This is a genomic window from Bacillus sp. USDA818B3_A, assembly GCF_009928415.1.
Classification (GTDB): Bacteria; Bacillota; Bacilli; order Bacillales; family Cytobacillaceae; genus Neobacillus.
This window is the reverse complement of sequence record NZ_JAABNN010000002.1, coordinates 17,367-29,518: the sequence shown is the minus strand read 5'-3', so window position 1 is coordinate 29,518 and position 12,152 is coordinate 17,367. Positions and strand designations below refer to the sequence as shown.

Sequence of the window (12,152 nt, the reverse complement as noted above, 5' to 3'; positions counted from 1 at the left end):
GACGTTCGAAGGTTGAAGGCTATCCTCATCGGTCGAAGCGCCCGCATCAATGGGCGTTCGAAGGTTGAAAGCGACCCTCATCGGTCGAAGCACCCGCATCAATGGGCGTTCGAAGGTTGAAAGCATCCTCATCGGACGAAGCACTCGCATCAATGAACGTTCGAAGGTTGAGAGCTGCTTTTATCGGTTGAAAACTGTCGAAAAATACTCATTTATTTTTCTTATCATAGTGATTAAAATGATAATAGGAAAAAAGGTCTATATAAGGCCTTAAATTCATCAAACTTAAGAACGAAGGAGGGTACATCTTGAAAAAATTTTTGACAGTCGGAATTCCGATGGCACTATTGATAGGACTAACTCTTGGCTCTGCAGGAGAATCTGAAGCAGCAACAAAAATTGTAACTTTCAAAAATTGTACAGAATTAAATAAGGTCTATAAAGGCGGAGTAGCCCGCGCTGCTACTGTAAAAAATAAAGGTGGAAAAACATACTACAAACCATTTGTATCAAAAGCTCTATATGATGCAAATAAAAAGAGCGACAGAGATAAAGATTACATAGCCTGTGAAAGATAAATCTTGATTAAGCGGTAGTATCTCTATTAACAGAGTCATAATCAATTACAATTGCCATAGACTTGAAAAAGCGCTGGATAAAAAGATCAGCGCTTTTTTGATTATTAAATATTACCAAATAGAAAGAGAGCTAGTTCAGCTCTCTTAGTTTAATGAATATGACGATAAACCCCAATAACTTTTCCTAATATCGATACATTCCGTAAAATGATAGGATCCATGGTAGAGTTTTCCGGCTGCAGACGAATGTAGTCTTTTTCCTTAAAGAACCTCTTACACGTTGCCTCATCATCCTCTGTCATCGCGACAACAATCTCCCCATTGTTAGCCGTTTGCTGCTGCTTCACAATCACATAGTCCCCATCCAGTATTCCAGCCTCTATCATACTCTCACCCATAATTTCTAGCATAAACACCTGTTCATCTGCAGGAGCTAAACTTTCAGGAAGAGGGAAATATTCTTCTACATTCTCAATCGCTGTGATTGGTAAACCGGCCGTTACTTTACCAACCACTGGAACATTGACAACTTTATTTCTAGGAATCTGTGCAGCTTCATCTGCATCTAGTATTTCAATAGCTCTAGGTTTCGTAGGGTCTCTTCTAATGAGACCTTTGCTCTCTAAGCGCGCTAAGTGACCGTGAACAGTAGAACTGGATGCAAGTCCAACCGCTTCACCAATCTCCCTAACCGAAGGCGGATATCCCTTACTTTTAACCTCTCCCTTAATGAACTCCAGGATATCCTGCTGCCGCTTTGATATCTTTACCATGATAAAATGCACCTCGCCTGGTTATTGTTGTCTTAATTATAGCATGTTCTGCCATCTTATACAAACATAAGTTCGAGAAAATGGTTGACACCAAACGAATGTTCGTCCTATAATGAAAACAATTAAAGCAGAACATATATTCTTATAAGAGGTGCGGAACATGAAACAATTATGGAATCAATACTCATATGCTATTACTCTCATTATTTTGAGCTTTGCTTTAGCTTTTATATTATTATTAAAACATCAATCGAATGAACAATATGTAAAAGTCACCGTGGCTGAAGGGGACACACTCTGGAAAATTTCAGATCAGTATGAAGGCCAGCATACCTTATCCAACAAGGAGTTTGTCAGCTGGGTAAAAAAACACAACGAAAATATAAAAGATCAAATCTTCCCGGGTGAAGAAATTTTAATACCGGTAAGTAAAACTGAATCCTCCGATACAACAGAACTTGCAAGTGCCCCAAAAGAATAGAAAGGGAAACATATGAAAGCAATCATATACTGCAGAGTCAGCACCAATAAAGAAACACAGGAAACCTCCTTAAAACGTCAAGAAGAAGAACTAATCCAGCTTGCGAACCAATATGGATTTGAAATCGACACCATCATAAAAGAACAAGCGAGTGGTTATGATTTTGAAAGAGACGGGATCCTGGAGGTATTAGAACGTATTAAAGAACCACAAGTAAAAGCGATGCTTATTCAAGATGAAACACGTCTGGGAAGAGGAAATGCGAAAATTGCTCTCCTTCACTGCATTTTAAAAGAAGGGATCCAGCTTTATAGTATCTCCCACAATGGAGAACTACAACTGTCTGAATCAGATTCAATGGTACTGCAGATTGTCAGTATGGTTGAGGAATATCAGAGAAAACTGCATAATGTGAAAATAAAACGAGGCATGAAACGAGCGGTAGAACAAGGTTATAGACCCGAAAAGAACTTAAAGAATCTTGGGGAATCTTCAGGCAGAGATAAAATAGAGGTGCCAATAGACCAAATTATCCGGCTGCGGAATAATGACCTGACGTTTGCCGAAATTGCAGCAACACTAAGAGGGTTTGGGTATAACATTTCAAAAGCAACTGTACATAGAAGATACAAAGAATATATAGAATCCGAGAATCTGTAGCCCTTACTTGTCATAAGGGCTTTTTTTTAGTAAAATCAATTGTCTGCATTTGATAGAAAGGGTGAATAGAAATGCTATCAAAAGAAAAAATGGCTCGCATTAATGATCTTGCTAGAAAAGCAAAATCTGCCGGTTTAACCGAGTTAGAAGCTAAAGAGCAATCCAAATTAAGAAGTGAATATTTGGCTACTTTCCGGGCAAATATGCTCGATACATTAACAAATACAAAGTTTATCGACCCAGAAGGCAATGACGTGACACCTGAAAAAATAAAAGTTAGAAAGAATAGACCACTTCATTAATTTTTTCCCTCGCTTATATTTATTAAGCGGGGTTTTATTATACATACAACCCTCATGTTTGTGCAAAAATAAGAAATAAAGTGATATTTCTGTCTATATTTTTGTTTATTTGTTGAATTAATGGCCCTAGCAGGATAATATTAAGGATGTATTTAGTATTTGCGATTAAGAAAGGATGTAATTCATGTTTAATACTATCGATGATTTATCAGTAACATCAATTCGTACTCTTTCCATAGATGCAATTGAGAAAGCAAACTCAGGTCATCCAGGTATGCCTATGGGCGCTGCACCAATGACTTATACATTATGGACAAGATTCATGAACCAAAACCCTAAGAATCCTCATTGGTTCAACCGTGATCGTTTTGTTCTATCTGCAGGACATGGCTCTGCATTGTTATATAGCATGCTTCACTTATCCGGTTATAACTTGAGTATGGACGACATTAAGCAATTCCGTCAATGGGGAAGTAAGACTCCTGGACACCCTGAATATCGCCACACAGAAGGCGTAGAAGCAACAACTGGTCCTCTTGGACAAGGGATTGCAATGGCTGTCGGAATGGCAATGGCAGAACGTCATGTAGCAAGTGTTTATAACAAAGATAACTATGAAATTGTGAACCATTTTACATATAGTGTTTGTGGTGATGGGGACCTTATGGAAGGTGTTTCTGCAGAAGCGGCTTCACTTGCAGGACATCTTAAACTAGGACGATTAGTCGTTCTTTATGATTCAAACGATATTTCTCTTGATGGAGACTTAAATAAATCTTTCTCTGAGAGTGTAAAAGGACGTTTTGAAGCTTACGGCTGGCAATACCTTCGTGTAGAAGACGGAAACAACCTTGAAGAGATTTCTAAAGCATTAGAAGATGCTAGAAACGACCTTGACCGTCCGACAATGATTGAAGTTAGAACGATCATCGGATATGGTTCACCAAACCGTGCAGGTACTTCAGGTGTTCACGGAGCTCCACTAGGTGCCGACGAGTTAAAGCTAACAAAAGATGCATATAAATGGACATTTGAACAAGATTTCCACGTTCCACAAGAGGTATATGATAATTTCCAAAAACTCATCGTGGAAAATGGTGAGAAGAAGGAAAAAGAATGGAACGAAATGTTCGCACAATATAAAAATGAGTATCCTGAATTAGCTATTCAGCTTGAACAGGCTCTAAATAATGAACTTCCTGAAGGATGGGATAAGGATATTCCGGTTTATCAAGAAGGAAAGAGTCTAGCAAGCCGTGCCTCTTCTGGGGAAGCTCTAAACGGAATTGCAAAGAACCTTCCAATCTTCATTGGTGGCTCAGCAGACCTTGCCGGTTCTAATAAAACAATGATCAAAGGTTCAGCAGACTATATGCCAGGTTCATATGAAGGCCGCAATTTCTGGTTTGGTGTTCGTGAATTTGCAATGGGTGCAGCCATGAACGGTATTGCCCTTCATGGCGGCGTTAAAGTATTTGGTGGAACATTCTTCGTGTTCTCTGATTACCTTCGTCCTGCTATCCGTTTAGCCTCAATCATGGGATTACCTGTTACTTATGTATTTACACATGATAGTATCGCAGTTGGGGAAGACGGCCCAACACACGAGCCTGTTGAACAGCTTGCAGCATTACGTGCAATGCCAGGCCTTTCTATCATCCGTCCAGCAGATGGAAACGAAACAGCAGCTGCTTGGAAGCTAGCAGTTGAATCAACAGACAAGCCAACTGCTCTTATCTTGACTCGTCAAGATTTACCTACATTAAAAGGAACAGATACAAATGCTTACGAGGGAGTTTCAAAGGGTGCATATGTGGTATCTCCTGCTGAAAAAGAAACAGCAGATGCATTGATTCTCGCAACTGGTTCTGAAGTAGGTCTTGCAGTTGAAGCACAAAAAGTACTTGCTGGTGAAGGACTACAAGTTTCTGTAGTCAGCATGCCATCATGGGATCGTTTCGAGCAGCAGTCTCAAGAATACAAAGATTCAGTCCTTCCAAGAAATGTGAAGAAACGTCTTGGAATTGAAATGGGTGCATCATTAGGCTGGCACAAATATACTGGTGATGAAGGCGATGTATTAGCCATCGATCAATTCGGAGCATCTGCACCAGGAGAAAAGATTATGGAAGAATACGGTTTTAACGTGGGTAATGTAGTTGCTCGTGTGAAGGCTCTATTACAAAAATAATTTAGGTTAAAAGAGAACGGATTTTCCGTTCTCTTTTTTTTCTCTTGGTATAGATATATGTCTTTAGCTACACCAGCTTTTACAATATTATGAACAAAGGGCTGCTTTTAAAGGAAAGTATTGAATTTTACCGAAATTACATAAATAGATTCTTATTATCGACAAAAGTAGTGAAAGTTTTTGGCGCCGTAAGACAAACGTTTTGATGATGTTTTTTTATAATAGAAAAAAGTGTTTCAGGCGAAGGAGAGAACAGTGGTGAGAAAATATCAGCTATACTTAATAGAAGATGAATTTGCCGCACATTACTTCGGACGAGAGCGAATATTTTTTCAGCTTTTTCATGAACATCATGCAGCAGACGGTGAGCTAAAATTTATTACACAAAAACAAATTACATATATAACAAAACGGGTAGAGGTCCTAAAAATCCATAATCTTCTTCAAAAACAGCTTGGTAAAATGAAGGGATTTAAAGCCGATCATGGTGCATACACCATTACGTTAAGTGGAAAACTAAGCACGGCAAGGTTAGAGGTTTTTCAAGATTTAATTACAGTTGAAGCTGAGGGCAGCTATGAAGCAGAAACTGCTTTTTTTGAAGTATTAAGAAAATGCGAAACTTCCTTTATAGCAATTGACCTTGAACATGAGCGGTATGGATGGTTAAAACCTATTAAAGAAAGAAAATTTGTCTAATTGAAATGAGATATTGTTTTATTCCGTTTTATTTAGTACACTGTATGGTAGACAACATGAAGGAGGAAGTTTAATGTTATTATATGTACTGGTTGGTATACTAGCATTAGCGGCTGGTGTAGCACTAGGATTTTTCATTGCTCGTAGATATATGATGACCTACTTGAAGAAAAATCCGCCAATCAATGAACAAATGTTAAAAATGATGATGATGCAAATGGGTATGAAACCTTCTCAAAAGAAGATCAACCAAATGATGGCAGCCATGAACAAGCAGCAATCTAAATAAAACGGACAAGCACTCACATAGATGGGTGCTTTTTTTTTATTGATACATTTCTAAGTATTTAATAATTTGTAAAAATTTGATAAAATAAATACCTCGATGTTCGGAGTTTTTTTCCGATACAAGCGGTTTTGTCACTTGGGGGTGTTTATTTGAAAGTATTTTTAGAGTTAGCCTGGTTTTTTAAACAAGAGAAAAAAGCGTACATATCAGGGATTTTAGTTTTGTTATTTGTCGCAGTCCTTCAGTTAATTCCTCCAAAAATCATTGGAATTCTTACGGATGATATCCATGAAGGAACCATTACTGCCGGCAGGCTCATCCAGTGGATGATCGTACTAATAGCCGTGGGACTTATGATGTATATCCTTCGTTATTATTGGAGGATTATGATCTTTGGTTCCTCCGTAAAATTAAGCAGACTTCTCCGAGACCGCTTATATTATCACTTTACGAAGATGTCACCATCCTTTTACCAAAAAAGCCGAATAGGGGACCTGATGGCCCATGCAACCAATGATCTATCAGCCATCCAGCAGACAGCGGGGATGGGTGTTCTTACACTTGTAGACTCCCTTTCTACTGGCGGTTTTGTTATTATTGCGATGGCGTTTACAATCAGCTGGAAACTTACACTAATTTGCTTGATCCCACTGCCGTTTATGGTAATACTGACCAGTTGGTTTGGGACGATGTTGCATAAAAGTTTTCACAAGGCACAAGAGGCTTTTTCCTCGCTTAATGATAAAACACAGGAGAGTATTACTGGGATTAAAGTCATAAAGACATTTGGTCAGGAACAGGAAGATATTGAGGATTTTCGAAAACAATCAGAAGATGTTGTGCAAAAAAACATAGTGGTTGCTAAGATTGATTCCCTCTATGACCCTACCATCTCAATTATCGTTGGAATCTCTTTCTTCCTATCGATTACGTTTGGTGCAAAATATGTCCTTAATGGGGAGCTGACCATTGGTGAACTAATTGCATTCACTACCTATTTAGGGTTATTAATTTGGCCGATGCTCGCATTCGGCTGGTTATTCAATATCGTTGAACGGGGGCGTGCCTCGTACGACCGTGTCATAGCTCTCCTGAATGAAAAGGTAGAAATCACAGACCGTCCTGATGCAATCGACGACATGCCAATGGGGGATATCGAGTATAGGATTAATGAATTCACCTATCCAGGGGATGTTAGGCATATTTTAACAGAAATCTTCTTTTCACTTAAGAAAGGGGAGACGCTTGGTATCGTTGGGAAAACGGGATCAGGAAAAACGACACTGTTAAAATTGCTTATCCGTGAGTTTGAAGGTTTTCAAGGAGAAATACTTTTTGGCGGCAACCCGATTCATACCTATAAACTTGAAAAACTTAGGGAAGCGATTGGCTATGTCCCGCAAGATCATTTCTTGTTTTCTGCAACCGTTGCCGAGAATATTGCCTTTACTAATCCAGAAGTCTCAAGTGATGAGATCGAAAGGGCAGCAAAACTAGCGAATATTCATGAGGATATCCTCCAGTTTACGGATGGTTATCAAACCGTGGTAGGGGAACGTGGTGTATCCTTATCTGGCGGGCAAAAACAGCGAATTTCCATTGCTCGTGCCCTATTGATGAACCCGGAGGTATTGGTATTAGACGATTCCTTATCTGCTGTCGATGCCAAAACAGAAGAAGCGATTCTTTCCTCGTTACGTCAGAATCGAGAAGGAAAAACGACCATTATCACCTCGCACCGGTTAAGTGCCATCCAACATGCCAATCTCATCCTAGTCATTGATGAGGGGAAAATCATGGAGCGGGGAAAACATGAAGAACTGATGGAAAATGACGGATGGTATAAGGAAATGTATTTACGCCAGCAGCTTGAAGAGTTGGTTGAGCATGGGGGACATTGATATGGATGAGAAAATACAGCTGACAGAACGTGAACAAAGAAAGATCTTATTCCATCTGCTTTCTTACACAAAGCCGCATAAAAAAATGATCACCTTCGCCTTTGTCCTCCTGATTTTAACAACAATTGGCGATATCGTGCTTCCGTTACTCGTGAAAATCTTTATTGATGATTATTTAACCCCAGGTAAGCTTAGCTTTAAGCCCCTGATGGTGCTTGGATCTATCTATATGGGAATACAAATCGTTAAAGCGATTCTGTTGTTCTTTCAATTGGTCAAATTTCAGGAGATCGCTCTCAACATTATCCAGCAGCTGCGAATTGATGTTTTTTCCAAGGTGCAGGCTCTTGGATTAAAATATTTTGATAAAACACCAGCCGGAAGCATTGTTTCAAGGGTTACAAACGATACAGAAGCAATAAAGGATATGTTTGTTACGGTCATTGCTACCTTTATTCAAAGCGGCTTTTTACTGACAGGTATCTTTATCGCCATGTTTATTTTAAATGTAAAGCTTGCTTTATTTTGTTTAATTATTTTGCCGATTTTGTTGTTTGTGATGAACTTATACAGAAAATTAAGTTCAAAATTTTACCTTGATATGCGTGAGCGATTAGGTCAATTAAATGCGAAGCTCGCTGAGTCATTGTCCGGTATGTCCATCATTCAAGTGTTCCGCCAAGAAAAACGTCTTCGTAAGGAATTCGGCAGTATCAATGAAAAGCATTATAACGCTGGAATGAAAAATATCAAAATTGATGGATTACTATTAAGACCGGCGATAGACCTTATTTATATTTTTGCGTTAATCCTTGTCCTTAGTTACTTTGGGATCACGTCATTCTCACAAAGTGTGGAAGTTGGGGTCATTTACGCGTTTATTAATTATTTAGACCGTTTCTTTGAACCTGTGAATCAAATGATGATGAGGCTTTCTTTATACCAGCAAGCCATCGTTGCCGGTTCGCGTGTATTTACATTATTAGATGAGGAAGAATTGGCACCAGCCCAGAAGCAGGAAAAAGGTTTGATGATTGAACAAGGGAAGATTGAGTTTAAGGATGTCAGCTTTTCATATGATGGTGAAAGGGATGTTTTAAAGCAGATTTCCTTTACAGCCAATCCAGGGGAAACCGTTGCTCTTGTCGGTCATACTGGCAGCGGAAAGAGTTCGATAATTAATCTGATGATGCGCTTCTATGAATTTGAACGAGGGGAAATCTTAATTGACGGGAAATCGATCCGGCAGTATACAAAACCTGAGATAAGAGAGAAACTGGGTCTCGTGCTTCAGGATCCGTTCCTATTTTTTGGTACTGTAAAAGATAATATCCGGCTCCATAACCAAAACATAACCGATGAACAGGTACAAGAGGCTTCAGAGTTCGTTCAAGCCCATACGTTTATTGAAAAGCTGGAGGAAGGTTATGAGCATAAAGTAGTGGAGAGAGGTTCTACTTTTTCAAGCGGCCAGCGGCAATTAATTGCCTTTGCAAGAACAATTGCAGCGAATCCTAAAATTTTAGTGCTAGATGAAGCAACAGCCAATATTGATACGGAAACAGAAGAAATGATTCAAACGGCGTTGGCGAAAATGCGGAAAGGCCGGACGACCATTGCGATTGCCCACCGTTTATCAACCATTCAGGATGCCGATTTAATACTGGTCCTGCACCAAGGGGAGATTGTCGAGCGGGGGAACCATCAAGAACTGCTTGCTCTTGAAGGATTGTATCATAAGATGTTCCTGCTGCAAAACGGAGCTGCAGAGCGTTTAGAGGATGTTGTTAATTAAAAGAAAAAGCCTGGCATAATTGCCAGGCTTATGTATTAAAGTGCGGTTGATGGAACTTTCTTTATATATATTTTATGATATTCATTTAATAACTTATCAAGTTCCTGGCTGTAGCGGATGGCAACGGAGGATGTCAAGCCGTTTGTGATGGCGACTTGAATTAATTCAGCACGTTTAGTTTCTATCATGTTAATTAAATCTTGTTTTAACACGGCCGAAGTCCTTTCCGGAGTATCTCCTAAAATATTTTAGTAAAATGAAAGAGTCATATCTATAAAAAATAGCATTGTTTTACTAGTATAACCTATAATGTCAATTACTTCAAAGGAATTTGTAAGTAAAAATCCATATTATCAAATCTCAAGGGAAAGTTACTATTTATTGTCTTGTAAACACCGAGTCACAAAAAATTCATGTGAACCATTATCTTTTGGATATCATTTTTGTTAGAATGAAGAGGTATCGACTATAGTGGGAGTGTTTATATGTCTGATGTAAATTTATTTTTAGCCTTAGGAGCGGGTTTTTTAAGCTTTATTTCTCCATGTTGTCTGCCGCTTTATCCAGCCTTTCTTTCATACATAACCGGAATGTCTGTTGGAGAACTAAGAGATGAAAATGCCATGCTTCAAAGGCGGAGCTTGCTGCATACCATTTGCTTTTTAATTGGTTTCTCTATTATTTTTATTGCGATTGGGTTTGGAACTTCGTTTATCGGAAGCTTTTTCTTGTCCTATAAAGACCTAATTCGCCAGTTAGGCGGAATCTTTATTGTTCTATTTGGGTTAATGATTGTTGGGGTGTTTAAGCCTGACTTTATGATGAGGGACCGCCGTTATGAGTTCAAAAACCGTCCTTCCGGGTTTATTGGCTCGGTGTTGATCGGTATGGCTTTTGCCGCAGGCTGGACACCTTGCACTGGACCAATTCTTTCATCCGTCATTCTTCTTGCAGCATCCAATCCAGGATCAGGCGTTTTATATATGCTTGCTTACTCATTAGGATTTGCGATTCCCTTTTTAATCTTATCGTTCTTTGTCGGCCGGATGAAATGGATTAAGAGAAACAGTGGGAAGATCATGAAAATTGGCGGTTACATCTTGATTGTCATGGGAATCGTCCTGTTCTTTGACTGGATGACAAAAATCATTACTATTTTCCAAGGGATGTTCGGAGGTTTTACAGGGTTTTAAGAATTTTGTAGTTTGAAAGTGAAGGGAAGTTTACCAGCTATTGTACGGATTGCCTTAAACATTTCCTATTTTGAAGGTAAAAATAGTGAATATTTTTTTTCAAATTTCATGATTTGAGATATAATGAGTGAGTAAATAATTAGATTAGATAAGGGATGATTGAATCCAATGAACTATGTTGTTGTTTCTTCAATCGGAGCTGTTATTATGGGCACGCTCGCTTTGTTTGTTCGTATGAAAGCTGCTAAGAAGCCTACTAATGCAAAAAAAATTATCCTGCCTCCTTTTTTTATGTCGACAGGGGCATTCATGTATGTGGTTCCTGAGTTTAGATTAACGCCAATGGAAATGGGCGAGGCGATTATTGTTGGCATGCTTTTTTCTATACTTTTGATCAAAACATCCAAATTTGAAATTCGTGACAATGATATTTATTTAAAACGTTCGAAAGCTTTTATCTTTATCCTTGTCGGTTTGTTAATTCTTCGCCTTGTTCTTAAAGCTATTTTGAGCAGTACAATTGATATTGGTCAGCTAAGTGGTATGTTCTTTTTGCTAGCATTTAGCATGATTGTCCCTTGGCGTGTAGCGATGTTCCAGTCTTATAAGAAGCTTTATAAGGAACTTCATAATAGTAAAATGAGTTAATTGGTAAACACTGATTCTTCTAGGATCAGTGTTTTTATTATTTTTGAAAAAGAAAAAACCGCCTTTTTGGCGGTTAGAATAAGTGTTCATATGGTGCAACATCGATTTGATTTTGAAAGAGCTTTTTCCTTAAAAATTTATGATCACGTTTTGGTGTTGCCTGAATATAACCGCGGATCACAAGATCTTCAGTAATTCTTGAAACATTTTCTTTTAAGGCCAGCTCACCAATCTTACCGGCAATCTTATGCCGTGCAACATCCCGAAATAGTTCTGGAACTGGGCTGACTAGATCTTCTAGAAGTTCTTTTTCTTCAGGCCCCCAAAGGTGAAGGGATTCATTAACATAGTGCTCTTCCCAATCCATTGTGGACTTGCCATCTTCTTTTGGCATTTTTTTTAGGAATTTACGGAACATAAAAAAGCCGCCAATTGAAAAAGAGCCTATTAAAAAGACTACCCAAAAGAGGATAAACCATAGAAACCAACCTTGAAGCATGTTTTTCACCTACAAGTAACGATATTATTTACTTCTATTATAGTATTATTGAAAGGGGAATGACAAGAATCCGCCACAATTTTAGCTAATCAATAAGTTCAAAGCGATATTAATTAAATATTTGAAGTCAAAATGCTTGTCGA

General features: G+C 38.6%; 14 protein-coding genes. 11 read left to right on the top strand and 3 right to left on the bottom strand.

All coding sequences use genetic code 11. From position 1 onward, the window contains the following. Positions 1-308: 308 nt before the first annotated feature. The gene (locus GXK58_RS03310; RefSeq protein WP_237389558.1) at positions 309-578 is read left to right on the top strand and encodes an excalibur calcium-binding domain-containing protein; all 270 of its coding nucleotides are present in this window, start codon (positions 309-311) and stop codon (positions 576-578) included. Between the two features lie 149 nt (positions 579-727). Here GXK58_RS03310 and lexA read toward each other — a convergent pair whose 3' ends face one another. Next, a complete protein-coding gene (gene lexA, locus GXK58_RS03305) occupies positions 728-1,351 on the bottom strand; it encodes a transcriptional repressor LexA (RefSeq protein WP_160719854.1) in 624 nt (207 codons plus the stop codon). Positions 1,352-1,511: 160 nt separating this feature from the next. Between lexA and yneA the strand changes: the two genes are divergently transcribed. The 8 genes from yneA to GXK58_RS03265 all read left to right on the top strand — a co-directional run bounded on the left by yneA (position 1,512) and on the right by GXK58_RS03265 (position 9,669). Next, positions 1,512-1,832 (top strand): cell division suppressor protein YneA, encoded by a 321-nt coding sequence (gene yneA, locus GXK58_RS03300; protein ID WP_160719852.1) that lies wholly within the window; start codon positions 1,512-1,514, stop codon positions 1,830-1,832. A 12-nt stretch (positions 1,833-1,844) separates the two neighbouring features. Next, entirely contained in the window at positions 1,845-2,492 is a 648-nt protein-coding gene (locus tag GXK58_RS03295) for a YneB family resolvase-like protein (RefSeq protein WP_160719850.1), read from the top strand. Positions 2,493-2,563: 71 nt separating this feature from the next. Next, complete coding sequence (locus GXK58_RS03290) at positions 2,564-2,794, top strand: DUF896 domain-containing protein (protein WP_160719848.1); 231 nt, start codon at positions 2,564-2,566, stop codon at positions 2,792-2,794. A gap of 184 nt (positions 2,795-2,978) precedes the next feature. Further along, a complete protein-coding gene (tkt, locus tag GXK58_RS03285; protein ID WP_160719846.1) occupies positions 2,979-4,985 on the top strand; it encodes a transketolase in 2,007 nt (668 codons plus the stop codon). 258 nt (positions 4,986-5,243) lie between these two features. Then, complete coding sequence (gene sirA / locus GXK58_RS03280; RefSeq protein WP_160719844.1) at positions 5,244-5,684, top strand: sporulation inhibitor of replication protein SirA; 441 nt, start codon at positions 5,244-5,246, stop codon at positions 5,682-5,684. Positions 5,685-5,757: 73 nt separating this feature from the next. Then, positions 5,758-5,973 (top strand): YneF family protein, encoded by a 216-nt coding sequence (locus tag GXK58_RS03275; RefSeq protein ID WP_160719842.1) that lies wholly within the window; start codon positions 5,758-5,760, stop codon positions 5,971-5,973. 149 nt (positions 5,974-6,122) lie between these two features. Beyond that, the gene (locus GXK58_RS03270; protein WP_160719840.1) at positions 6,123-7,874 is read left to right on the top strand and encodes an ABC transporter transmembrane domain-containing protein; all 1,752 of its coding nucleotides are present in this window, start codon (positions 6,123-6,125) and stop codon (positions 7,872-7,874) included. 1 nt (position 7,875) lies between these two features. Further along, positions 7,876-9,669, top strand: coding sequence for an ABC transporter ATP-binding protein (locus GXK58_RS03265; RefSeq protein ID WP_160719838.1), 1,794 nt, complete (start codon positions 7,876-7,878; stop codon positions 9,667-9,669). Positions 9,670-9,704: 35 nt separating this feature from the next. Here the strand turns inward: GXK58_RS03265 and GXK58_RS03260 are convergent, their stop codons facing one another. Further along, positions 9,705-9,857 carry a Spo0E family sporulation regulatory protein-aspartic acid phosphatase gene (locus GXK58_RS03260; protein ID WP_202171288.1) on the bottom strand — a complete coding sequence of 51 codons (153 nt, stop codon included), beginning with the start codon at positions 9,855-9,857 and terminating at the stop codon, positions 9,705-9,707. Between the two features lie 297 nt (positions 9,858-10,154). Here GXK58_RS03260 and GXK58_RS03255 point away from each other — a divergent pair, with 297 nt between their 5' ends. Then, positions 10,155-10,862, top strand: coding sequence for a cytochrome c biogenesis CcdA family protein (locus GXK58_RS03255; protein WP_160719834.1), 708 nt, complete (start codon positions 10,155-10,157; stop codon positions 10,860-10,862). Positions 10,863-11,030: 168 nt separating this feature from the next. Beyond that, the gene (locus tag GXK58_RS03250) at positions 11,031-11,510 is read left to right on the top strand and encodes a CcdC family protein (protein WP_160719832.1); all 480 of its coding nucleotides are present in this window, start codon (positions 11,031-11,033) and stop codon (positions 11,508-11,510) included. A 73-nt stretch (positions 11,511-11,583) separates the two neighbouring features. On the opposite strand, the gene GXK58_RS03245 is transcribed toward GXK58_RS03250, so the two are convergent. Further along, the gene (locus tag GXK58_RS03245; RefSeq protein WP_160719830.1) at positions 11,584-12,009 is read right to left on the bottom strand and encodes a DUF2621 domain-containing protein; all 426 of its coding nucleotides are present in this window, start codon (positions 12,007-12,009) and stop codon (positions 11,584-11,586) included. Between the last annotated feature and the right edge of the window lie 143 nt (positions 12,010-12,152).

Coding starts and splice junctions, on each gene's coding strand:
- yneA (WP_160719852.1), top strand. CDS start 1,512: ATGAAACAATTATGGAATCAATACTCATATGCTATTACTCTCATTATT.
- GXK58_RS03245 (WP_160719830.1), bottom strand. CDS start 12,009: ATGCTTCAAGGTTGGTTTCTATGGTTTATCCTCTTTTGGGTAGTCTTT.
- lexA (WP_160719854.1), bottom strand. CDS start 1,351: ATGGTAAAGATATCAAAGCGGCAGCAGGATATCCTGGAGTTCATTAAG.
- GXK58_RS03265 (WP_160719838.1), top strand. CDS start 7,876: ATGGATGAGAAAATACAGCTGACAGAACGTGAACAAAGAAAGATCTTA.
- GXK58_RS03250 (WP_160719832.1), top strand. CDS start 11,031: ATGAACTATGTTGTTGTTTCTTCAATCGGAGCTGTTATTATGGGCACG.
- GXK58_RS03290 (WP_160719848.1), top strand. CDS start 2,564: ATGCTATCAAAAGAAAAAATGGCTCGCATTAATGATCTTGCTAGAAAA.
- GXK58_RS03295 (WP_160719850.1), top strand. CDS start 1,845: ATGAAAGCAATCATATACTGCAGAGTCAGCACCAATAAAGAAACACAG.
- GXK58_RS03255 (WP_160719834.1), top strand. CDS start 10,155: ATGTCTGATGTAAATTTATTTTTAGCCTTAGGAGCGGGTTTTTTAAGC.
- GXK58_RS03260 (WP_202171288.1), bottom strand. CDS start 9,857: ATGATAGAAACTAAACGTGCTGAATTAATTCAAGTCGCCATCACAAAC.
- tkt (WP_160719846.1), top strand. CDS start 2,979: ATGTTTAATACTATCGATGATTTATCAGTAACATCAATTCGTACTCTT.
- GXK58_RS03275 (WP_160719842.1), top strand. CDS start 5,758: ATGTTATTATATGTACTGGTTGGTATACTAGCATTAGCGGCTGGTGTA.